Below are 20,357 nucleotides of genomic sequence, written 5' to 3'. Positions count from 1 at the left end.
CCGTTCGTCCACGCAAGCGGCCCGGCATGGTGCGGCAACATTTCAGAACAACAACGGAACCGCCATGACGCTAGCCCGAGCCATCGGCAAATCGGCTGCATGGATCGTCGGTATCGTCGCGGTGCTCATCGCGGCGGCCGGCGTCTTTCTCTTTATCTTCGACTGGAACCGCGCGAAGCCGTGGGTCAACGAGCAGGTCACGGCCGCGCTCGGCCGCCCGTTCGCGATCAACGGCGACCTGAAGGTCGGCTGGCGCCGCCCCGACGGCGAAACCGGCTGGCGCGCCTGGGTGCCCTGGCCGAGCTTCACGGCCACGCAGCTCGAGATCGGCAACCCCGACTGGGCGAAGATGCCGAAGTTCGTCACGCTCGATGCCGCGCACTTCGATCTCGCGATCCTGCCGTTGCTCGCGCATGAAATCGTGATCCCGTCGATCGACGTCGTGAATCCGGCCGTCGACCTCGAGCGGCTCGCCGACGGCCGCAACACGTGGACCTTCCAGTTCAAGCAATCGTCGCAGCCGTCGCCGTGGAAGGTGCGGCTCGACAGCTTCGGCTTCGCGAAGGGCACCGTCACGTACCGCGACGCGATCACGAAGGCCGACCTGAGCGTCGCGATCGATACGCTCGGGCAGCCGATTCCGCTCGGTGACGTGCTGAAGGAGCAGGAGCAGACGTCGCGCGCGGCATCGGCGCAGCGGGTCGGCAAGCATGGCGCCGCGCAGTTGAGCGCGAAGGCCAACGCGGAGGCCGCGTCGAGTGCTTCTGCGGCGCAGGCTGCGAGTGCGGCATCGGCAACGGGTGCTGCGGCCGCGTCTGCCGTGGTGCCGGCGTCGGCTTCCTCGTCCACCGCTTCGGCATCGGCTGTTTCAGCCGCGTCTGGTGCAAGCAGCGTCGCAGTGCCCGCGAAGCCGTCCGGCCCGACCTATGCGTTCGGGTTGAAGGTCGACGGCCGCTACAAGAACGTGCCGATCAGCGGTACCGGCAAGCTGGGCGGCGTGCTCGCGATCCAGGACGCATCGCGGCCGTTCCCGTTGCAGGCTGACGTGAAGGCCGGCGACACGCGGCTCGCGATCGTCGGCACGCTGACCGACCCGATGCATCTCGCGGCCATCGACCTGCGACTATGGCTGCAGGGCACGTCGATGTCGCACCTTTACCAGCTGACCGGCATCACGCTGCCCGATACGCCGCCTTACGCGACGGAAGGGCGGCTGATCGGCAACTTCAAGCGCAAGGCCAGCACCTTCCGTTACGAGAACTTCAACGGTCGCGTCGGCGGCAGCGATCTCGGCGGCACGCTCGTCTACGAGCAGCGCGAGCCGCGGCCGAAGCTGTCGGGCGAACTCGTGTCCAACCTGCTGCAGTTCTCCGACCTCGCGCCGGTGATCGGCGCGGATACGGCCGCGAGCAAGGCCAAGCGCGGCGACACGACGAAACAGCCGTCGAGCCGCGTGCTGCCGGTCGAGACGTTCCGCACGGACCGCTGGCGTGCGCTCGACGCGGACGTCAAGTTCACCGGCCGCAAGCTGGTCAAGAGTTCGGACCTGCCGATCACCAACCTGTACACGCACATCGTGATGACGGACGGCGTGCTGTCGCTCGAGCCGCTGCAGTTCGGCGTCGCGGGCGGCACGCTCGCGACGACCGCGCATCTCGACGGCAGCGGTGCGCCGCTGAAGGGCCGCTTCACCGTGGCGGCGCGGCACCTGAAGCTCAAGCAGTTGTTCCCGGCGCAGAAGGTCATGCAGTCGGCGCTCGGCGAGATCAACGGCGATGCGTCGCTGTCGGCGACCGGCAACTCGCCGGCCGCGCTGGCCGCGACGTCGACCGGCGAGGTGAAGGCGCTCGTGACGGACGGCCGCATCAGTCGCCTGCTGATGGAAGCGGCGGGGCTGAACGTCGCGAACGTCGTCTACGAGAAGCTGTTCGGCAACAACGATGTGAAGATCAACTGCGCGGCGATCGACTTCGTCGCGACCAACGGCATTCTCGATCCGAAGGTGTTCGCGCTCGATACGGACGACGCGCTGATCAACGTCGACGGCCCGATCAGCCTGCGCGACGAAACGCTGAACCTGAAGATCCATCCGCACACGAAGGGTTTCCGGATCTTCTCGCTGCGCTCGCCGCTGTACGCGAAGGGCACGTTCAAGAATCCGAACGTCGGCGTCGACGCGGGCGCGCTCGCGCTGCGTGCCGGCGCGATGGTCGGCCTCGGGCTGATCAACCCGTTCGCGGCCCTGATTCCGCTGATCGCGCCGAGCAACAACCGCGACGTGCCGTGCTCGGAGCTGTTCGGCCAGATGAATGCGAAGGCGGCGCAGCGGGCGGCGGCGAAGGCCGGCAAGTGACGCGCGTGCGCGTCAGCGGCCCGCGCGCACCCAGAGCAGCACGGCATCGACTTCCCGGCCGTCGATCCGTACCGGGGCGGCCGTGCCGAGTTGCAGGCGATCGCCGTCGAGCCTGACGGCGCGCTGCTGGACGTTGCCGATCCAGTTCGGGAACAGGCTGACGTCCATTTCGTGGGTCAGCGTGCCGTCGTCGGCGACCTGAAAGGGGCCGGAATACGCAATGTAGCCGCCCGCGGCCGCCGCGCGCTCGTCGGCGGTGCCGCCCTGCAGGTCGCCGTCCGCGTAGGGCGGCCGGCCGGCGGCCATCAGCTGGGCGGACATGTAGCCGTCCGGCGTGTACAGGATCCAGCCGCGCGCGTCGCGGCCGAGCGGATAGGTGACCGCGCTGCCGTCGCGCGGGCGGATTTCGTAGGACACGAGGCGCCATGCGCCGACGAGTTGTTCGCGAAGCTGGCTGGCGAGCATGCGGGATTCCGGTAAGGCGGCGGTGGGGCGCGTGCCGTCGTGTTGGCGGGCCGCCGGGCGGCAGGCCGCGGGGGCCGGAAATGCGCTGCCGGAACGGCGTGGTCGGCAGTTTCTCCGACACCTGCTAAAATACACGGTTTTCCGTCGATTTATCCTTTAACGGGACCTGCCGTGCTTTCTACTGCCAACATCACGATGCAATTCGGGCCGAAGCCCTTGTTCGAGAATATCTCGGTCAAATTCGGCGAGGGCAACCGCTATGGTCTGATCGGCGCGAACGGCTGTGGCAAGTCGACGTTCATGAAGATCCTCGGCGGCGACCTCGAGCCGAGCGCCGGCAACGTCGCGCTGGAGCCGAACGTGCGTCTCGGCAAGCTGCGCCAGGACCAGTTCGCGTACGAAGACGTGCGCGTGCTCGACGTCGTGATGATGGGCCACACCGAAATGTGGGCCGCCATGACCGAGCGTGACGCGATCTACGCGAACCCGGAAGCCACCGACGACGACTACATGCACGCCGCCGAGCTCGAAGGCAAGTTCGCCGAATACGGCGGCTACGACGCCGAGGCGCGCGCGGGTGCGCTGCTGCTCGGCATCGGCATCGAGGAGAAATTCCACAACGGCACGATGAGCGACGTCGCGCCGGGCTGGAAGCTGCGCGTGCTGCTCGCGCAGGCGCTGTTCTCGAAGCCGGACGTGCTGCTGCTCGACGAACCGACCAACAACCTCGACATCAACTCGATTCGTTGGCTCGAGCAAACGCTCAACGAGTACAACTCGACGATGATCATCATCTCGCACGATCGTCACTTCCTGAACTCGGTGTGCACGCACATGGCCGACATGGACTTCGGCACGCTGAAGGTCTGGCCGGGCAACTACGACGACTACATGCTCGCGTCGGCACAGGCGCGCGAGCGCCAGGCCGCGGCGAACACGCGTGCGAAGGAGCGTGTCGCCGAACTGCAGGACTTCGTGCGCCGCTTCTCGGCGAACAAGTCGAAGGCCCGTCAGGCGACCAGCCGTGCGAAGCAGATCGACAAGATCAAGATCGAGGAATTCAAGCCGTCGTCGCGCCAGAACCCGTTCATCCGTTTCGAGTTCGAGAAGAAGCTGCACAACGTCGCGGTGGTCGCTGAAGAGATCACGAAGAAGTACGAGCGCACGATCTTCCAGAACTTCAACCTGTCGGTTCAGCCGGGCGAGCGGATCGCGATCATCGGCGAGAACGGCGCGGGCAAGACGACGCTGCTGCGTTCGCTGCTCGGCGCGCTCGAGCTCGAGCACGGCACGGTGAAGTGGTCCGAGAACGCGAACGTCGGCTACATGCCGCAGGACACGTACGAGGAGTTCCCGAACGACATCACGCTGATGGACTGGATCGACCAGTACCGCAAGGACGGCGACGACGAAACGATGGTGCGCGGCACGCTGGGCCGCCTGCTGTTCACGTCGGACGACATCAAGAAGTCGGTGAAGGTGCTGTCGGGCGGCGAGAAGGGGCGCATGATCTGGGGCAAGCTGATGCTCGGCCGCCACAACGTGCTGCTGATGGACGAACCGACCAACCACATGGACATGGAGTCGATCGAGTCGCTGCAGATCGCGCTCGAGCAGTTCGAAGGCACGCTGATCTTCGTTTCGCACGACCGTGAGTTCGTGAGCGGGCTGGCGAACCGGATCATCGAAGTGCGTACGGATGGCACGCTGTTCGACTTCGGCGGCAATTACGAGGAGTTCCTGACGAGTCAGGGGCAGGAGTAAGTGTCCTGACGCTTCCGTTCATGTGTTGCGGTCCGGCCGTGGTACGAAGCTGGAGCGCATAGCAACGCGAAGCCGCGAGAAGCGCATCGGGCCCGCATCGACAGTATTGTCGATGCGGGCTTTTTCATTTCCGTGCCGGTGAAGCGCGGGGGCGCACATTCCCGTTTCCTCCTCTCAATCGACTTCGGGTAAATTACGCTCCGGATACCACCCTCAATTCCGACCCGGAGCCGCCCCTCGATGCAGGACCATCCTCTCCCGCTCGATTTATCCGGCCTTGCGCCAAGCCTCTATGCACAGGGCACCGAGGAAGGCATCCTGTCGCGCCTGATGGAGCGGATCGCACCGACCAACCGCTTCTGCGTCGATATCGGCGCAAGCGACGGCCTGCGCAACAGCAACACCGCGCGGCTGCTGCGCGAACGGGATTGGTCCGGCGTGCTGGTGGAAGGTAGCGCGTACCGCTTCGGCAAGCTTGCCGCCCACTACGCGGGAGCGGAACGCGTTCGCTTGCACCATGAGCGCGTCCAGCCCGACACGATCGACACGTTGCTCGCCGATGCCAACACGCCAACCGACTTCGACCTGCTGTCGTTCGACATCGACGGCAACGACTATTGGGTCTGGCGCGGCCTGCAAGCGTTCCAGCCGCGTATCGTCGTGATCGAATACAACCCGTACTACACGCCGCCTGAACGCTGGGTCATGTGCTTCAACCCGGATCACGAATGGGACGGCTCGACGTATTACGGCGCGAGCCTCGAATCGCTCGTCCATCTCGGCCGGCAGAAGGGTTATGAACTCGTCTGCTGCGACGACATGGGCAACAACGCGTTCTTCGTGCGGCAGGACCTGTACCCGCTGCTCTGCATCGCGAACAATGATCCTTCGGTGCTGTTCCGCCCGGCGATGTACAAGGTGCGCTACGTCGGGCACAACACGTTCCTGAGCGGCCATCCGTATCGATACGGGCCGGCCGAGCACATCTGAATGGACTCGCTCGCCGCGACCTTCGACGAGATCCGCGATGCCTATGCGCTGGGCCGCAGCGGGGCGCCGCGCCAGGTCGGCGAACGCGTGTGGCACCTGCCGACCGATGACGGCGGTGTGGCGGTCAAGCTCTACGCGTCCGGGCATCATGCGCGTGCGGCCAAGGAGGCCGCCGTGCTTGCGCACTTCGAGACGCATCGCGATGCGCGTTTCCGTGTGCAGATGCTGAAACGCACGGCGTCCGGCGAGCCGCTGTGGACGGGCCAAGGCTCGCACGCGATGCTGACGCGCTGGGAAGCCGGGCAGTTCAGAACCTACGACACGTTTTCACCGGCCGAATGGGATGCGCTCGGCGCGAGCCTGGCCGCGTTGCATCTGAGTCTCGAGCCGCTTCACTTGCCGCAGCTCGACACGATCCGCGCACGCCTGACCGCGATCGACGCGGACGCGGTGCGCCGCAGCCTGCATGATGCACTCGATCGCGCACGCGCGAACCATGCCGCCGACAACCTGCGCCGCTATGTCGATCTCGCGCTGCGCCTGCTCGACCGCTACTATCCGGGCAGCATCGACGCGTTTCCCGTCGACGATCCGCAGCACCCGATCCACAACGACTACAACCAGTTCAACTATCTGTTCACGGGCACGCCGCCGCCGCTCATCCTCGACTGGGAAGCATCGATCGGCGCGCCGCGCGAATACGAGCTGGTGCGTTGCCTGAATCATCTGCCGCTGGAGGCGCCGCATCGGGCGGAAGCGTTCGTGCTGGCTTATCAGCGGACCCGGCCGGTCGATCCCGCGCGCATTGCATGGGCGGTCGATGCCGCGTGCCTGCAGCACGCGCTCAAGCTCTGGATCGTGCAAGGCTGGCTCGACGATCCGTCGCGCTTTGCATCGCATCTGAACGGCGCGGTGACGATGGCCTCCGCGATGGTGGATGCGCGCGACCGTCTGGTCGATTTCTTTTCCCGTTGTGTGGAAGCAGGACGCTGAAGTGAATGCGAATCTGAACCCGATGTCGAAGTCGACGCCGCCCACCGAGCGACAGCATGTGTTTCCGCCGCCGCTCGATCGCGATTACCGCGTCGAAGACGGGCGCGTGCTGACGCGCTCGCTCGAAGCGCACATCGTCGATCACTGCAACCTGACCTGCGCGGAATGCTGCTCGCTGTCGCCGTTGCTGCCCGAGTGGTATGCAAGCCCCGCGTCGATCGAAGCCGATCTGCGCCGCGCCGCGAAGGTGCTGCGCCCGCGCATGTTCAAGTTGGTCGGCGGCGAGCCGTTGCTGCATCCGGCGCTCGTCGAACTCGTCCAGCGCGTGCGCGCCACGGGCATCGCGCCCGTGATCTCCGTCACGACGAACGGCCTGAAGCTCGGCGAGATGACCGATGCGTTCTGGCAGGCGGTGGATGCGCTGACGATCTCGCGCTATCCGAAGCCGTCGCTGTCGCCCGACCTGGTCGCGCACATCGAGCGCCAGGCCGCGCGCTTCGACGTGCGCCTGAACTGGAAGGTGCAGGACGTGTTCACGACGATGAACCGTGCGCAGCCCGGCACCGATCGTGACGCAGCGCAGCGCCTTTATCACGATTGCTGGATCCGCGAGCGCTGCCATATGATTCGCGACGGCATGTTCTACACCTGCACGCGTCCGGCGCATTTCCATACGCTCTACCAGGGCGAGAAGGATTTTCAGTCCGACGGCCTGCCGCTGCGCGACGACGCTGGCATGCTCGACGCGATGCTCGCCTATCTGCAACGCGAGGCACCGCTCGAAGCGTGCCTGCATTGCCAGGGCGGCAGCGCGCCGGTGGCGCCGCATCGCATCCTCAAACGCATTGAAGTGGACGCCTTGAAGGCGCGTTATCCATGATCGTCGGCACGCGCGACCTGTTCGGCTTCGACCGGCTTCACTACCATCCGCGCAGCGGTGCGGCGGCGTCCGGCATCCGGGCCGTCCTGCACGCATCGGGACAACCGGCAGGCGAGCCGGACGCGGCGGCCATCGCCGGTTACCTGAGCGGCGAGCGGCTGGTCGGCCGCACCGTGTTGCGCGACGTGTGCGCGGTGCCGCCCGGCCATGCGCTGATCCGTTCGCCGCAAGGGCTGACCGTGCAGCCGGCACCCGGGCAGCCGCAGCACGCCGATCTGGAAACCGTGCTGCGCGCATCGCTGCAGCGCGCGCTCGACAGCGGCAAGCGCGTCGCGCTGGCGCTGAGCGGCGGGCTCGATTCGGCGCTGCTGCTCGCGTTGCTGCGCGAACTCGGCGCGCAGCGGCACGTGGCGTCCTATGTCCTCGTGACCGACATGCCGGATTATTGCGAGCGCGATGCCGCACTCGAACTGGCCGCGCAGATGCAGGCGAACGTGAAGATCGTGCGCGCGAACGAGGCCGATTTCGTCGCGGCGCTGCCGAGAACGACGCATGCGGTCGAGGAGCCGATGTTCAACCTGCATCCGGTCGCGAAGCTGCTGCTCGCCGAGGCGATGGCCGGGGACGGCGTCGAGGTGGCCATCACCGGCGACGGCGCGGACCAGGTGCTGCGACGCGACCATTCGGCCAACTATCTGCCGCTATGCCATGCATTGTTCGATGCGGCGTCGGTCGACCTGCATCCGCCGTTCGTCGACGCTGCCGTCGTCGCGCATCTGACGAGCATCGCGCCCGACCCGGACAAGCAATGCCTGCGCGATCTCGGTGCGCGCCTGAGCCTGCCGGACCGTCTCGTGCACGGCCCCAAGCGCGGGCGGCTCGCCCCGGCGATGGATCTCACGGCGCTGCTCGATCGCGACCGCATGCACGCGCTGGCCGACACGCTCGGCCTGGCCGCACCCACGCTGCAGGCGGATACCGAACGCGTGCTGTGGACGACGCTGTCACTGATCCTCGATCATTTCGACCACCTCGATGCCGCGCATCGCCCAACCTGAATCGTTCATGAAACGCATCCTGTTCTGCGTGGTGCCCGAAAAAGGGCACGTCAATCCGTGTATCGGCCCGGCCCAGCATCTGCGCACCGCCGGGTGCGACGTCGCGTTCTATGCGCCGGCCGATATCAGTGCGCAGCTCGACGGCGCGGGCGGTTTCACGTTTGTGGGGCCGCGCGAGACGCCCGAGCGCCATGACCTGTCACGCGGCGCGAGCTTCGCCGCGAACATCCGCGACGCGGACTGGCTGCGACACTGGATCCGCAAGCTGCTGATCGATCTCGCGCCCGCGCAGGTGGACGGCATTCGCACGGTGCTGCGTGACTGGCGGCCCGACGTGGTCGTGATCGATCCGCTGCTCTATGCGGCGGCGATTGCCGCTGAACTGGAAGGGCTGCCGTGGGTCTCGATGTCGAATTCGCTGAATCCGGTGCTGCCGGACGATCTCGATTCGGAACTGCTGCGCACGGTGCGATGGCTCACGCCGGAACGCACGCGGCTGTTCGCGCGCTACGGGCTCGATGCGCGCTTTCGCGGTTGCGACATCCTTTCGCCGCACCTGACGCTCGCGTTCACGACCGACGCGCTGGTCGGTGCGCCGCCGCCGGGTGTCGAGCTGGTCGGCCCGGCAATGCCGTCCGGCCCGCGCGGCGACGAGACGCCGTTCCCGTGGGAACGCCTCGATGCGGATCGTCCTTTGGTCTACATGTCGCTCGGCAGCCAGCTTTACTACCATCCCGACGTGTTTGCGAAGGTCATCGAGGCGACGCGCGCGACGTCGGCGCAACTGGTGCTGTCGGTGGGCGAGCTGGTCGATTCGGATCTGCTGCCGGCCGACGACGAGCGCGTGGTCGCCGTGCGTTACGTGCCGCAACTGGCGCTGCTGCAGCGCACGCACGCGTTCGTCAGTCACGGCGGCGCGAATTCGGTGATGGAGTCGCTTGCGAGCGGCGTGCCGATGCTGCTGTCGCCGTTCTGCAATGACCAGTTCCATTCGGCGCACTTCGTCGAGCGGGCCGGCGCGGGGTGCGTGCTGGATCTGCAGCAGGCCGGCGTGGCCGACATCGCCGCTGCGCTCGAACGCCTGTTGCGGCCCGGGACGTTGCGCGAGCAGGCGGCGCGGATCCGCGCGAGCTATGCGTCGCGCGACGGTTCCGCCGAGGCGGCGGGCCTGATCAGCGCACTCGCTTCAGGAAGCCTCCGGGCGACAGCGTCATGAGGACGCGGTCCTCGATGTCGTAGTCGACCTCGAAGCGCTTGTCGCGAGCGAGGTATTCATGCGCGGCGGTGGCCGGGTTGTTGCCTTTGCCGTACGGCTTGCCGTCGAACATTGACGCGGGCAGGTACTCCATGATGGTGTCCATCACGATCGCGTAACTGCCGGGCGTCACGAGCGGCGCATAGCATTCGAGTTCGCGCAGCACGTGCGCGTGGGTGTGCGTGAGATCGAGGATCGCCATCACGCGCGCGCCGTCATCGATCTGCGCACGCACCGAGGCGAGCGTGTCGGCCGCGCATGATTCGCCTTCGATCAGCGTCATCCGGTGGGCGAGCCGGTGCGATTGCAGGCGCTGCCTGACCTCGTCGCGCAGGCGCGGTTCGATCGCGACGACGCGGCCGCTGTCGCCAGCGAGCTCCAGCATCGACGCGGAGAATACGACGCCGCCGCCCGCCGCGATCCCGGTCTGCACGATGCAGTCGGGGCGCTCGCGCCAGATCAGCTCCTGGAGCGCGAGCATGTCGCCGGGCAGGTGGAAGAAGCGCTCGCCGAGCCAGCGCGTCTGGAACAGATGGTCGAATTCGGCAGCACGCGTCAGCCATTCGATATTGATGTCCCGCATGCGGGCCGAGGGACGCTCTGACATGGTCAATGCAACGAGTAGGAGTGACGTGAAAACGCTGGAACCGTGGCTTCACCGGTACTGGAACATCGGGCCGGCGCACTTGCACGCGCTGGCGTCGGGCCATACTAACAAAACGTATCTCGTCGAGTGCGATGCGGGGCGCGCGGTGCTGCGCGTGTCGTGGCCCGGCAAGGCGGTCGAGCAGGTGCATCGCGAGGCGGCGATGCTTGGCCATCTCGGCCACTCGCGTGCGGCGCCGATGCTGCCTGCGCTGCCGAAGCTGCGGCCGACCGTGGACGCACGGTCCGGCGTGCAACTGCCCGACGGGAGCTGGCTGCATCTGTTCGAGCATATCGACGGCCGCCCCGGCCTGCCGGACGAAGCGGAGGCGGGCGCGATCGATGCGATGCGTGCGCTTGCGCATCTGCATGCGGCGATGGCGGCGATACCCGTGACCGAATCGGCGCCGCTCGCGTGGCTGTCTGCGCGCCACGCACGTGTCGCGGCGCGCGCTGCGCCGTCGTTGCCGGGTGACTTGAGCGGCCACTACGAGACGATGATTCACCGGATCGGCGCACATCTCGACGCTGCTGCCCGCTGGCTGACGGGCGCGGTGCACTGGCTGCACGGCGACTATCACGCGGGCAACCTGCTGTATGTGGGGCACGCGGTGAACGGCGTACTCGATTTCGACGATGTCGGGCAGGGCGCGCAGTGGCTCGAAGCGGCTTTTGCGTTGTTCGCGCTGTCGCGCGATGCGGGCAGGGACGATGGCTTCGTATTCGATGCGCAGCGTTGGGATGCTGGCCTGCAAGCCTATACCGCGACGCGGCCCGATGACGTGCCGGACTGGATGCACGACCGACGCGATGCGCTGATGGCCCTGTTCTGCGCGGACCAGACGCTGATCCATCTCGAAGCCGCACAACGCGGGCTGTGGACACCGGGGCCGGGCATCGGCTTTCTCGGCGGCTGGTGGCAGTTGCTCGACGGTGCGGCGCCGGGGCGTTAGCCGGCTGCTTCGTCAGCGCGGGCGATTCAGGAACAGGCGCACCGCTTCGACCGTATGGGGCCGCGCCTCGCGGTGCCGCGATCCGTCGTGCATGCAGAACAGCACGTCACGTTGCCGTGCCGCGCTGGCGTCGACGTGCGCGCACATCGCGTCGAACAGCGCCTGCGGCGACGGCGCCGGCCGCTGCCAGTCGTCCAGTATCGCGGTCCAGCCCGTGTGTTCGCGCTGCAGCCGCGCCAGCACGCCGGCGCGGCTGTCCTCCGGCATCAGGCCGTAAGGCAGGCGCAATGAAATCGTGGCTGGCGCCGGAACGCCGGCTCGACGATAGGCTTCGCGGATCAGCGCGTCGGTCGTCTCGATCTCGTCGATCAGTGCATCGTCCGCCAGCGCGCCGGGCTTCGCGTGCGAATGGGTGTGATTGCCGAGCGGGTGGCCTTCGCTCGCCATTCTTGCCGCGACATCGAGTGCGCTTTCGAGATTCTGGCCGAGCAGGAAGAAGGTCGCCTGGCAGGACGCGGCGCGCAGGACATCGAGCAAGGGGAGGGTCGAGGGACCGGGCCCGTCGTCGAAACTGAGGCGAATGGACATTGCGGGTGAGTGCGCCGTTCAAGGTGTACCGGAGCAACGATAGCGCAAGTCGCGGCGAGCGGCGGCATGCGCATCCATTGGCCGGCTACTGGAGCGGCTCGATTGCCAGCGGACAGGTGCCGATCCGACGCAACTGCGTGCCGGTCCACGCGTAGAAGAACCGGGCGGCCTTCGCGCTGTTGTCGTCGCATTCGTCGTTGAAGCAGCCCGCGACGATCAGCAGCCTGCTGCCGGGACGGAAATCGACGCGCTCCTCGTCGTTGCCCATCACGCCTGCGATGGCCTGCACGCCGGGCATCGTGTACGTCGCGCCCGTGTACTTGTCGACGATCGCGAAATTCCGGCAATCCGTTCCGCAACCCCAGACCGCGACCCGGTAGTGGCCGGCAAAATTGGCCGGTTGCGTGAATTCGTCGCGAATGACGGTGCGGTAGCGGCGGGTTTCCCTGGTGGTCAGGCGGGGTGCCGCGGCCGGCTTGCGCGGCGCGCTCGCGGCGAGTGCCGGATAGCGGTCGAACGAAGGCGACGGGCATGCGGCGGCCGCCGTGGCCGTCGCCGCGCGGGCGGTGCCGGAACCGCAAAGCAGCGCGGCCGATGCGCCGGCGATCAGCAGAAGTCGATGGGCAGGCATCACGCGAGCATCCTTCAGGTTCGGGATGGGGATCGGGCCGGAGGGTCCGAACGGCCGGCGACGACGATTCTATGCCGCTTCACGCGCGCCGGCGACCTGGCGCAGCGATCGCGAGCCTGCGTCAAAACCGACGTTCCGCACACGGCCCGCCGTCAAGCTTTGTCAAATTGCGGCGATATCACGATGCCTGACGTTTCAGGCCGCCTTCGAAGGCTGTCATGCACGGGTCGATTGCGTATCCTTGGATTCGATTCGCGGTACTCATGTCATCACAACCGGGAGGCTTCACATGAATGCACGTCTATACCGCGCGACCGTTGCCGGCGCGCTGATCGGATTGCTCGCGCCGTTTTCGGTGGCGCATGCGCAACTGGGCGATGTCCTGAAGCAGGTCGGCGGCGGCGGCGATGCAGGCGGCAGCGCGGGCGGTGCGCTCGGCAATCTCGGCGGCCTCGGCGGGGCATTGACGGGCGGGGGCGGTGCGTCGCTGATGCCGGGCAGCACCGGCAACGTCGCCGGCCTGCTGCAGTTCTGCATCCAGAACAACTATCTCGGCGGGGCGTCCGGCGGCGCGTCGTCGGTGAAGGACGCGCTGATGGGCAAGCTCGGCGGCAACGCATCGTCCGACAGCGGCTATACCAGCGGCGCGAGCGGGGTCCTCGATGCCGGCAACGGCAGCAAGCTCGACCTGAGCGGCGGCGGCCTGAAGCAGCAGGTGACCAAGCAGATCTGCGACAAGGTGCTGACGCAGGCGAAGTCGCTGCTGTAAGTGTTGCGGTGCCTGGCGGCGCAGGGGGCGGTGCGATGCGTACCGTTTCCGCAGGCCATTCCGGCCGCCCCACGCACATCATCGATGAGAAGACATCGATGAGAAGACGGGCGGCCGCGCGCTGTCGCGGCCCGCACGCATGGACTCAATCGGCCAGCCGCTTGTCGGCGAGCGCCTTGCAGCAGTCTTCGTAGACCCATTGCACGAGTTTCGCCCGATAGTCGAGATCGTCGGTATCGACGATTTCCTCGACCGCGTCGCGGGCCCATGACGCATCGACGAACCCGGCATGCCGCTTCGCGATGTCCTGCGCGAGCGCCGCGAGCTTGGCAACGGCCAGCCAGTCGGCCTGACGGTGATGGCGGTCGAGCCAGCGGTGCGCGGCCTGGACCTGGAACGTGGCGTCCGGCCACGATTCGTTGAGGTAAAACGCGCCGAGATTGCCGCAGGTGAGCCAGCAAAGCAGTTCCAGGCGGTCTTGCGAGCCGAGGATATGGGGTGCGTCGGACATGGCAGCGCTCACGAAATACGTCGATTCCGGGCGGCGCCGGTTGCATTGGGCCGGTGCCGATAATAAAAACATAGCACGATGCGGGCCCGACCGCGCACCCGGGCGGATGCTGACATGGCGGCGGAGAAACGGACGCCGCGCCGGCGAGGATCGCCGACGGCGAAGTGAGGGGACAGCGGGAACGGAAAGTGCGCGCGCGTGAGGAGCGGCGGGGAATGAGGCGGCCGGGGAACGGCCGCCGGCGCCGTGAAGCGGGCCCGTTGCCGGGCCCGCCGCAGCCCGGCCCGCGAGCCCGGCTGCCGGTGAGTGGACTCAGGTCGTCGTGTGCGTGGCGCGCGCGATCGAGCGGATGCTGCGCTCGACGCGGATCAGGATGATCAGCACCGCGAGCGACACGAACGAATACAGCGCGACGAGCGCGGCGACGCCCGCGTAGCGCGCGGTCTGGCCGTTCTCGGCAGCGGTTTCTTCCGCGGCCTTCTTTTCGTCGTCGATCGCGGTGCGGCGTGCGTCGTAGCGCTGCGAGAAGTCGCGCATGACCGTCGACACGACGTCGGTGTACGCCTGCTCGCGCGCATATTCGTCGCCGTGGCCGGTGACCTTCTTCTTGACGCTGGCCGCGACGTCCGGGCGCGACAGCACCTTGTCGAGATACGCGATCTGCTGCTCGTAGTACGCGACGTCCGGGTGGTCGTCGTCGCCGAGCACGCGCTGGAACGACGGCTCGTACGCGTCGCGATCGACCGCGTAGTCCGGCGACAGGGCCGCGCGGCCGTGCTTCTGCACGATGCCCGACAGTTGCGTCGACAGGCGCAGCGCGGGCGACGCATCGTCGTCCTTGGCTGCGGCGCCGCCGGCGGCCGGCGTGGCCTTGGCGGGTGCATCGTTCTCCCACGCGAACGATGCGGGATCGACCTGGATGGCCGAAGCGACCTTCGGCGGTTTCGACAGGCGCGCATCGAGTGCGACCACGCCGAATATGACCCCGCCGATCAGGACTGCGGTCGCGAACAACAGCACGATCACGCGCAATACCTGAAGATAGCCGCCCTCGATTTTGGTCAGGATGCTCAAGGCATTCTCCTTTCTTATGATGAATGAGGCGCCGAGGCTAAAGACCTTTCGAATGGCTGTCAATCGTCACGGCGGGTCACACCGGCGGACCGAAACGCTCGCTAGAATGGCGGCTTTCCTGGAGGCGGAAAGCGATGAAAATCTACGACCAGTTCTATATCGACGGCGCGTGGCGCAAACCGGCCGGCACCGGCACGATCGACGTGATCGACTCGGGCACCGAGGCGGTGATCGGCCGGATTCCGGAAGGTGTCGCGTCCGACGCGCAGGACGCGATCCGCGCGGCGCGCGCAGCCTTCGACGCGTGGGCGGCCACGCCGCCCGCGACGCGCGCGGGCTACCTGCGCAAGATCGTCGAGCATCTGCAGGCGCGCAGCGAGGAACTCGCGCAGTCGATCACCGGCGAAGTCGGGATGCCGATCAAGCTGTCGCGCGCGATTCAGGTCGGCGGCCCGATCTACAACTGGAAGGCGTATGCGAAGCTCGCCGAGTCGTTCGAATTCGAGGCACAGGTCGGCAACTCGCTCGTCGTGCGCGAGCCGGTCGGCGTCGTCGCGGCGATCACGCCGTGGAACTATCCGCTCAACCAGATCACGCTGAAAGTTGCGCCGGCGCTCGCGGCCGGCTGCACGGTCGTCCTGAAGCCGTCCGAAGTCGCGCCGCTCAATGCGTTCATGCTCGCCGAAGCGATTCACGCAGCCGGGCTGCCGGCTGGCGTGTTCAACCTCGTGTGCGGCTATGGCCCGGTGGTCGGTGAAGTGCTGGCCACCGATCCGGATGTCGACATGGTGTCGTTCACGGGCTCGACGCGCGCCGGCAAGCGCGTGGCCGAGCTGGCGGCCGCGGGCGTCAAGCGCGTCGCGCTCGAGCTGGGCGGCAAGTCGGCGTCGGTGATCCTCGACGATGCCGATTTCGCGACGGCGGTGAAGGGCACGGTCAACGCGTGCTACCTGAACGCGGGGCAGACCTGCTCGGCGCACACGCGCATGCTGGTACCGGAAGCGCGCTACGACGAGGCGCGCGCGATCGCGAAGGCGGCGGCCGAAACCTACGTCGCCGGCGATCCGCGGCAGGATGCGACGCGCCTCGGCGCGCTGGCATCGGCCGTGCAGCAGCAGCGCGTGCAGGACTACATCCAGCGCGGGATCGACGAAGGCGCCGAACTCGTGACGGGCGGCACGGGCCTGCCGGAAGGGCTGGATAAAGGCTTCTTCGTGAAGCCGACCGTGTTCGGCCGCGTCGATCCGAAATCGACGATCGCGCAGGAAGAAATCTTCGGGCCGGTGCTGTCGATCATCACGTATCGCGATGAAGACGAGGCCGTGCGGATCGCGAACGATTCGCCGTACGGGCTCGGCGGCGCGGTATGGGCCGGCAGCGACGAACGCGCGATGGGCATCGCGCGCCGCATCCGCACCGGGCAGGTCGACATCAACGGCGGCGCATGGAACATGGCCGCGCCGTTCGGCGGCTACAAGCAGTCGGGGCACGGCCGCGAGAACGGCGTGTACGGGCTCGAAGAATATCTCGAGTACAAGTCGATGCAGCTCAAGCCCGCGAAGCCGGCCTGAGCGTTTCTCACGCATGACATGAAAACGGCACGCTCGCGTGCCGTTTTTTATTGACGGCCGTCAAGGTGCGCGTCGGTGGATCGTCGATCATCGCGGTTCCGATGTTCCGACGAGGTTTCAGATGACCGTACGCACTTCCTTTCCGCCGCTGACGATTCGCGGCCGCACCTTGTTGCCCGTCGTGCAGGGCGGCATGGGCGTCGGCATCTCCGCGCACCGGCTGGCGGGCAGCGTCGCGCGCGAAGGCGCGGTCGGCACGATCGCGAGCATCGACCTGCGCCACCATCATGCGGACCTGCTCGCGCGTTGCCGCGCGCAACCCGATCGCGCGACGCTCGAGGCCGCGAACCTCGAGGCGCTCGCACGCGAGATCCGCCTCGCGAAGACCTACAGCGAAGGGCGCGGGATGATCGCGGTCAACGTGATGAAGGCCGTGAGCGCGCATGCGGACTACGTGCGGGTCGCGTGCGACGAGGGGGCGGACGCGATCGTGATGGGCGCGGGCCTGCCGCTCGACCTGCCCGATCTCACGCAAGGGCACGACATTGCGCTGATTCCGATCCTGTCGGACAGCCGCGGGATCGCGCTCGTGCTGAAGAAGTGGATGAAGAAGGGGCGCCTGCCCGACGCGATCGTGATCGAGCATCCGGCGCATGCGGGCGGCCATCTCGGCGTCACGCAGATCGACGACATGCACGACCCTCGCTTCGATTTCGCGCGCGTGCTCGACGAGACCGCCCAGGTGATGGCGTCGCTCGGCCTCGCGCGCGAAACGATCCCGCTGATCGTTGCGGGCGGGATCAACAGCCACGACACGGTGCGCGCGGCGTTCGACGCCGGTGCGAACGGCGTGCAGGTGGGGACGCCGTTCGCGGTGACGGAAGAGGGCGACGCGCATCCGCACTTCAAGCGCGTGCTGGCCGATGCGACACCCGAGGACATCGTCGACTTCGTCAGCGTGACCGGGTTGCCCGCGCGCGCGGTGAAGACGCCGTGGCTCGATCGTTACCTGCGCAACGAGACGCGCATCCGCACCAAGCTCGGTGCGCTGAAACAGCGTTGCCCGACCGCGCTCGAATGCCTGAGCGTATGCGGCTTGCGCGACGGCATCGAGAAGTTCGGCCATTTCTGCATCGATACGCGGCTCGCGGCCGCGCTGCGTGGCGACGTGGCGAACGGGCTGTTCTTCCGCGGCCGCGAAGCGTTGCCGTTCGGCCGTGCGATCCGCAGCGTGCGCGATTTGCTCGACCTGCTGCTGACGGGCCGTGCGACGGAGCCTGCGGCAAACCGCCCCACGTTTACGCTGGCTTGACGAATATCAAGATAAAGAAAAGACCCTACAGGGAGAATGGAAACCATTCTTTGGGGGTCCGTACCATGCATAAAACGATTCGAACTTGTGTCACCGCTGCGGCCGTTGCTGCCGCTTTCGCCGCGATGCCTTCGCTGTCGCACGCAGCCTCGCCGGGGGACGGCATCAACCAGGGCGACGTCCTGGTCCGGCTGCGCGCGATCAGCATCCAGCCGAACGAACGCGCGAGCGATACGCTGGGCGCGCTCAACGTCGGGGTGAACAACGCGATCGTGCCCGAGCTCGACTTCACGTACATGATCCGCGACTACCTCGGCGTCGAGCTGATCCTGGGTACGTCGCGGCACCAGCTGACGTCGAGCGTCGGCAATCTCGGCGGCGTGGGCGTGCTGCCGCCGACGCTGCTGCTGCAGTACCACTTCAACCATGCCGGCAAGGTGCGTCCGTACGTCGGCGCGGGCGTGAACTACACGTACTTCTACAACAACGGGCTCAACGTCGGCGGGCAGGGCGTGTCGATCAACAAGAGCAGCTTCGGCCCCGCGCTGCAGTTCGGCGTGGACGTGCAGGTGACGAAGAAGATTTTCATGAACGTCGACGTGAAGAAGATCTGGATGAGCACCGATGCGACGCTGGGCGACAAGGGCATCGGCACGCTGCACATCGATCCGCTGATCGTCGGCGTGGGCGTCGGGATGAAGTTCTAGACGCGAAGGGAAAAGAACAGAGTTGGGGTTGGCGGCATGTCGGTCGGCATGCCGCTTTTTTTATGCGCGGCGGCGGCGGATTTACAGCTTGTCGTACTGGAAGCGCATCGCGGTGCCTTCGCGCGAGATGCGCTCCCACACCGCGCGCTTTTCGTCGTCGCTCAGGAACACCCAGTTCGACACTTCGGCAGCCGTGCGGCCGCAGCCCTTGCAGACTTCGTCGAAGAGGGTCGAGCACACGCCGATGCAGGGGCTGTCGGGCAGGTCGTGGAGATTGGAGGCCATCGGAAGGGTTCACGCCGTTGAATCGTCAGCCGCCATTTTAATGCATCGCGGCCGGACGGTCGGACGGGTGCGGCCGGCATGCCGTACCGGTGCAGGGGCGTGACAGTACGGCGGGTTCGGGCACAGCGCGCCAGGCGGTTCGCGTCCGGCCCGCGGACGCAGGTGCGCCGCCGCCCGTTTTTCCCGGTGGACAGCCGCCGATTACCCGATAGAATTCCCCGGGAACGCCCCGCCGCACGGGCGGCCAGCCTGGCCGGCGGCGGTAATCTGTTCCGTTTGCGCGACACCGGCATGATTTTTTTGTGACGGGGCGCGAATGATGGTAGTTTTCGGGGTTTTCGAGGGGCGGCGCGCCAGAATGCGCCGTCATGACGAGGCAGACGGCAGCCGGACACACGGTCCGGCCGTAGGGAGAACGGGATGAAAGCAAAGGTAGTGGGCCGGTTCGCAGCGCTCGCGCTGTGCGTGGGTGCATCGGCGGCAGCGGCGAAGGATACGCAGCTCAATGTCTATAACTGGTCGGACTACATTGCGAAGGACACGATCCCGAACTTCGAGAAGCAGGCCGGCGTCAAGGTCCGCTACGACAACTACGACAGCGACGACACGCTGCAGGCGAAGCTGCTGACGGGCAGCTCGGGCTACGACATCGTCGTGCCGACCAGCAACTACGCGGGCAAGCAGATCGCCGCCGGCATCTTCGCGCCGCTCGACAAGTCGAAGCTGCCTAACCTCAAGTACCTCGATCCGCAACTGATGGCGCTCGTCGCCGGCGCGGACCCGGGCAACAAGTACTCGGTGCCCTGGGCGTACGGCACGACCGGTCTCGCGTACAACCTGACGAAGGCGCAGCAGGCGCTCGGCAAGGTGCCGCTCGACAACTGGGACATCCTGTTCAAGCCGGAAAACATCTCGAAGCTGAAGACCTGCGGCGTGTCGGTGCTCGACGCCCCCGACCAGATGTTCGCGGCGACGCTGCACTACATCGGCAAGGATCCGATGAGCACGAACCCGGCCGACTACAAGGCCGCGATGGAAGTGCTGAAGAAGATCCGCCCGTACATCACGCAATTCAACTCGTCGGGCTACATCAACGACCTGGTCGGCGGCGACATCTGCTTCGCGTTCGGCTGGTCGGGCGACGTCGTGATCGCGAAGCATCGCGCGATCGAGGCGAAGAAGCCGTACAAGGTCGAGTACTACATTCCGAAGGGCGGCGCGCCGGTGTGGTTCGACGTGATGGCGATCCCGAAGGACGCGAAGAACAAGGATGCCGCGCTGCAGTGGATCAACTACATCGAGGATCCGAAGGTGCACGCGGCGATCACGAACGCGGTGTACTACCCGAGCGCCAACGCAGAGGCCCGCAAGTACGTGCGGCCCGACGTCGCGAACGACCCGGCCGTCTATCCGCCGGCCGACGTCGTGAAGACGCTGTTCCTGCTCAAGCCGCTGCCGCCTGAAATCCAGCGTCTGCAGACGCGTCTGTGGACCGAGCTGAAGTCGGGCCGCTGACGCGAGCCGGAGTGAATCAGCAGTCATGAAGCCCCTGG

General features: G+C 66.7%; 20 protein-coding genes. 13 read left to right on the top strand and 7 right to left on the bottom strand.

Annotation, left to right across the window (positions count from 1 at the left end; translation table 11 throughout):
* Nucleotides 1-64: 64 nt before the first annotated feature.
* A complete protein-coding gene (locus CFB39_RS09785) occupies nt 65-2,353 on the top strand; it encodes an AsmA family protein (RefSeq protein ID WP_089472902.1) in 2,289 nt (762 codons plus the stop codon).
* A 12-nt stretch (nt 2,354-2,365) separates the two neighbouring features.
* Here the strand turns inward: CFB39_RS09785 and CFB39_RS09780 are convergent, their stop codons facing one another.
* Nucleotides 2,366-2,818: a lipocalin-like domain-containing protein gene (locus tag CFB39_RS09780; RefSeq protein WP_089431143.1), complete on the bottom strand. Its 453-nt coding sequence runs from the start codon at nt 2,816-2,818 to the stop codon at nt 2,366-2,368.
* A gap of 171 nt (nt 2,819-2,989) precedes the next feature.
* On the opposite strand from CFB39_RS09780, the gene CFB39_RS09775 reads away from it, so the two are divergent.
* The 6 genes from CFB39_RS09775 to CFB39_RS09750 all read left to right on the top strand — a co-directional run bounded on the left by CFB39_RS09775 (nt 2,990) and on the right by CFB39_RS09750 (nt 9,719).
* Nucleotides 2,990-4,582 (top strand): ABC-F family ATPase, encoded by a 1,593-nt coding sequence (locus tag CFB39_RS09775; protein ID WP_069248073.1) that lies wholly within the window; start codon nt 2,990-2,992, stop codon nt 4,580-4,582.
* A 240-nt stretch (nt 4,583-4,822) separates the two neighbouring features.
* Entirely contained in the window at nt 4,823-5,572 is a 750-nt protein-coding gene (locus CFB39_RS09770) for an FkbM family methyltransferase (protein WP_089472901.1), read from the top strand.
* A complete protein-coding gene (locus CFB39_RS09765) occupies nt 5,573-6,565 on the top strand; it encodes a phosphotransferase enzyme family protein (protein WP_089472900.1) in 993 nt (330 codons plus the stop codon).
* A 22-nt stretch (nt 6,566-6,587) separates the two neighbouring features.
* The gene (locus CFB39_RS09760) at nt 6,588-7,445 is read left to right on the top strand and encodes a 4Fe-4S cluster-binding domain-containing protein (protein WP_089473262.1); all 858 of its coding nucleotides are present in this window, start codon (nt 6,588-6,590) and stop codon (nt 7,443-7,445) included.
* Nucleotides 7,442-8,503, top strand: a complete 1,062-nt coding sequence (locus CFB39_RS09755; protein WP_089472899.1) for an asparagine synthase-related protein — start codon at nt 7,442-7,444, stop codon at nt 8,501-8,503. Before CFB39_RS09760 ends, CFB39_RS09755 begins: the two co-directional genes overlap by 4 nt.
* Nucleotides 8,504-8,510: 7 nt before the next feature.
* Complete coding sequence (locus tag CFB39_RS09750) at nt 8,511-9,719, top strand: glycosyltransferase (RefSeq protein ID WP_089473261.1); 1,209 nt, start codon at nt 8,511-8,513, stop codon at nt 9,717-9,719.
* On the opposite strand, the gene CFB39_RS09745 is transcribed toward CFB39_RS09750, so the two are convergent.
* The gene (locus tag CFB39_RS09745; RefSeq protein WP_089472898.1) at nt 9,676-10,365 is read right to left on the bottom strand and encodes a cephalosporin hydroxylase family protein; all 690 of its coding nucleotides are present in this window, start codon (nt 10,363-10,365) and stop codon (nt 9,676-9,678) included. The genes CFB39_RS09750 and CFB39_RS09745 overlap by 44 nt on opposite strands.
* Before the next feature lie 25 nt (nt 10,366-10,390).
* On the opposite strand from CFB39_RS09745, the gene CFB39_RS09740 reads away from it, so the two are divergent.
* Entirely contained in the window at nt 10,391-11,356 is a 966-nt protein-coding gene (locus CFB39_RS09740; protein ID WP_089472897.1) for a phosphotransferase, read from the top strand.
* A 12-nt stretch (nt 11,357-11,368) separates the two neighbouring features.
* Here CFB39_RS09740 and CFB39_RS09735 read toward each other — a convergent pair whose 3' ends face one another.
* The gene (locus CFB39_RS09735; protein ID WP_089472896.1) at nt 11,369-11,944 is read right to left on the bottom strand and encodes a polysaccharide deacetylase family protein; all 576 of its coding nucleotides are present in this window, start codon (nt 11,942-11,944) and stop codon (nt 11,369-11,371) included.
* Nucleotides 11,945-12,029: 85 nt separating this feature from the next.
* Nucleotides 12,030-12,578 (bottom strand): hypothetical protein, encoded by a 549-nt coding sequence (locus CFB39_RS09730; protein WP_089472895.1) that lies wholly within the window; start codon nt 12,576-12,578, stop codon nt 12,030-12,032.
* 286 nt (nt 12,579-12,864) lie between these two features.
* On the opposite strand from CFB39_RS09730, the gene CFB39_RS09725 reads away from it, so the two are divergent.
* On the top strand, nt 12,865-13,344 hold the full coding sequence (locus tag CFB39_RS09725) for a DUF2501 domain-containing protein (RefSeq protein ID WP_089425527.1): 480 nt from the start codon (nt 12,865-12,867) through the stop codon (nt 13,342-13,344).
* A 145-nt stretch (nt 13,345-13,489) separates the two neighbouring features.
* On the opposite strand, the gene CFB39_RS09720 is transcribed toward CFB39_RS09725, so the two are convergent.
* Both CFB39_RS09720 and CFB39_RS09715 read right to left on the bottom strand, forming a co-directional pair.
* Nucleotides 13,490-13,855: a hypothetical protein gene (locus CFB39_RS09720; protein WP_069248063.1), complete on the bottom strand. Its 366-nt coding sequence runs from the start codon at nt 13,853-13,855 to the stop codon at nt 13,490-13,492.
* 312 nt (nt 13,856-14,167) lie between these two features.
* Nucleotides 14,168-14,929 (bottom strand): hypothetical protein, encoded by a 762-nt coding sequence (locus CFB39_RS09715; protein WP_089472894.1) that lies wholly within the window; start codon nt 14,927-14,929, stop codon nt 14,168-14,170.
* A gap of 134 nt (nt 14,930-15,063) precedes the next feature.
* Between CFB39_RS09715 and CFB39_RS09710 the strand changes: the two genes are divergently transcribed.
* The 3 genes from CFB39_RS09710 to CFB39_RS09700 all read left to right on the top strand — a co-directional run bounded on the left by CFB39_RS09710 (nt 15,064) and on the right by CFB39_RS09700 (nt 18,519).
* Nucleotides 15,064-16,500, top strand: coding sequence for an aldehyde dehydrogenase family protein (locus tag CFB39_RS09710; protein ID WP_089472893.1), 1,437 nt, complete (start codon nt 15,064-15,066; stop codon nt 16,498-16,500).
* Between the two features lie 121 nt (nt 16,501-16,621).
* Nucleotides 16,622-17,812 (top strand): nitronate monooxygenase family protein, encoded by a 1,191-nt coding sequence (locus CFB39_RS09705; protein ID WP_089472892.1) that lies wholly within the window; start codon nt 16,622-16,624, stop codon nt 17,810-17,812.
* Between the two features lie 65 nt (nt 17,813-17,877).
* Nucleotides 17,878-18,519 carry an OmpW family protein gene (locus CFB39_RS09700; RefSeq protein ID WP_089431137.1) on the top strand — a complete coding sequence of 214 codons (642 nt, stop codon included), beginning with the start codon at nt 17,878-17,880 and terminating at the stop codon, nt 18,517-18,519.
* A gap of 81 nt (nt 18,520-18,600) precedes the next feature.
* Here the strand turns inward: CFB39_RS09700 and CFB39_RS09695 are convergent, their stop codons facing one another.
* Nucleotides 18,601-18,804, bottom strand: coding sequence for a DUF1289 domain-containing protein (locus CFB39_RS09695; RefSeq protein ID WP_010095552.1), 204 nt, complete (start codon nt 18,802-18,804; stop codon nt 18,601-18,603).
* 420 nt (nt 18,805-19,224) lie between these two features.
* On the opposite strand from CFB39_RS09695, the gene CFB39_RS09690 reads away from it, so the two are divergent.
* Complete coding sequence (locus CFB39_RS09690) at nt 19,225-20,319, top strand: polyamine ABC transporter substrate-binding protein (RefSeq protein WP_047900781.1); 1,095 nt, start codon at nt 19,225-19,227, stop codon at nt 20,317-20,319.
* Nucleotides 20,320-20,357 lie beyond the last annotated feature (38 nt).

It is taken from the genome of Burkholderia sp. AU6039, from assembly GCF_002223365.1.
Classification (GTDB): Bacteria; Pseudomonadota; Gammaproteobacteria; order Burkholderiales; family Burkholderiaceae; genus Burkholderia.
This window is presented reverse-complemented; position numbering and strand designations above follow the sequence as displayed.

What these genes read in the sequence shown, in the direction of transcription:
- CFB39_RS09700 (WP_089431137.1), top strand. Translation starts at nt 17,878, where the DNA reads ATGCATAAAACGATTCGAACTTGTGTCACCGCTGCGGCCGTTGCTGCC.
- CFB39_RS09780 (WP_089431143.1), bottom strand. Translation starts at nt 2,818, where the DNA reads ATGCTCGCCAGCCAGCTTCGCGAACAACTCGTCGGCGCATGGCGCCTC.
- CFB39_RS09710 (WP_089472893.1), top strand. Translation starts at nt 15,064, where the DNA reads ATGAAAATCTACGACCAGTTCTATATCGACGGCGCGTGGCGCAAACCG.
- CFB39_RS09770 (WP_089472901.1), top strand. Translation starts at nt 4,823, where the DNA reads ATGCAGGACCATCCTCTCCCGCTCGATTTATCCGGCCTTGCGCCAAGC.
- CFB39_RS09785 (WP_089472902.1), top strand. Translation starts at nt 65, where the DNA reads ATGACGCTAGCCCGAGCCATCGGCAAATCGGCTGCATGGATCGTCGGT.
- CFB39_RS09755 (WP_089472899.1), top strand. Translation starts at nt 7,442, where the DNA reads ATGATCGTCGGCACGCGCGACCTGTTCGGCTTCGACCGGCTTCACTAC.
- CFB39_RS09760 (WP_089473262.1), top strand. Translation starts at nt 6,588, where the DNA reads ATGTCGAAGTCGACGCCGCCCACCGAGCGACAGCATGTGTTTCCGCCG.
- CFB39_RS09735 (WP_089472896.1), bottom strand. Translation starts at nt 11,944, where the DNA reads ATGTCCATTCGCCTCAGTTTCGACGACGGGCCCGGTCCCTCGACCCTC.
- CFB39_RS09725 (WP_089425527.1), top strand. Translation starts at nt 12,865, where the DNA reads ATGAATGCACGTCTATACCGCGCGACCGTTGCCGGCGCGCTGATCGGA.
- CFB39_RS09745 (WP_089472898.1), bottom strand. Translation starts at nt 10,365, where the DNA reads ATGTCAGAGCGTCCCTCGGCCCGCATGCGGGACATCAATATCGAATGG.
- CFB39_RS09695 (WP_010095552.1), bottom strand. Translation starts at nt 18,804, where the DNA reads ATGGCCTCCAATCTCCACGACCTGCCCGACAGCCCCTGCATCGGCGTG.
- CFB39_RS09750 (WP_089473261.1), top strand. Translation starts at nt 8,511, where the DNA reads ATGAAACGCATCCTGTTCTGCGTGGTGCCCGAAAAAGGGCACGTCAAT.
- CFB39_RS09765 (WP_089472900.1), top strand. Translation starts at nt 5,573, where the DNA reads ATGGACTCGCTCGCCGCGACCTTCGACGAGATCCGCGATGCCTATGCG.
- CFB39_RS09705 (WP_089472892.1), top strand. Translation starts at nt 16,622, where the DNA reads ATGACCGTACGCACTTCCTTTCCGCCGCTGACGATTCGCGGCCGCACC.
- CFB39_RS09720 (WP_069248063.1), bottom strand. Translation starts at nt 13,855, where the DNA reads ATGTCCGACGCACCCCATATCCTCGGCTCGCAAGACCGCCTGGAACTG.
- CFB39_RS09690 (WP_047900781.1), top strand. Translation starts at nt 19,225, where the DNA reads ATGAAAGCAAAGGTAGTGGGCCGGTTCGCAGCGCTCGCGCTGTGCGTG.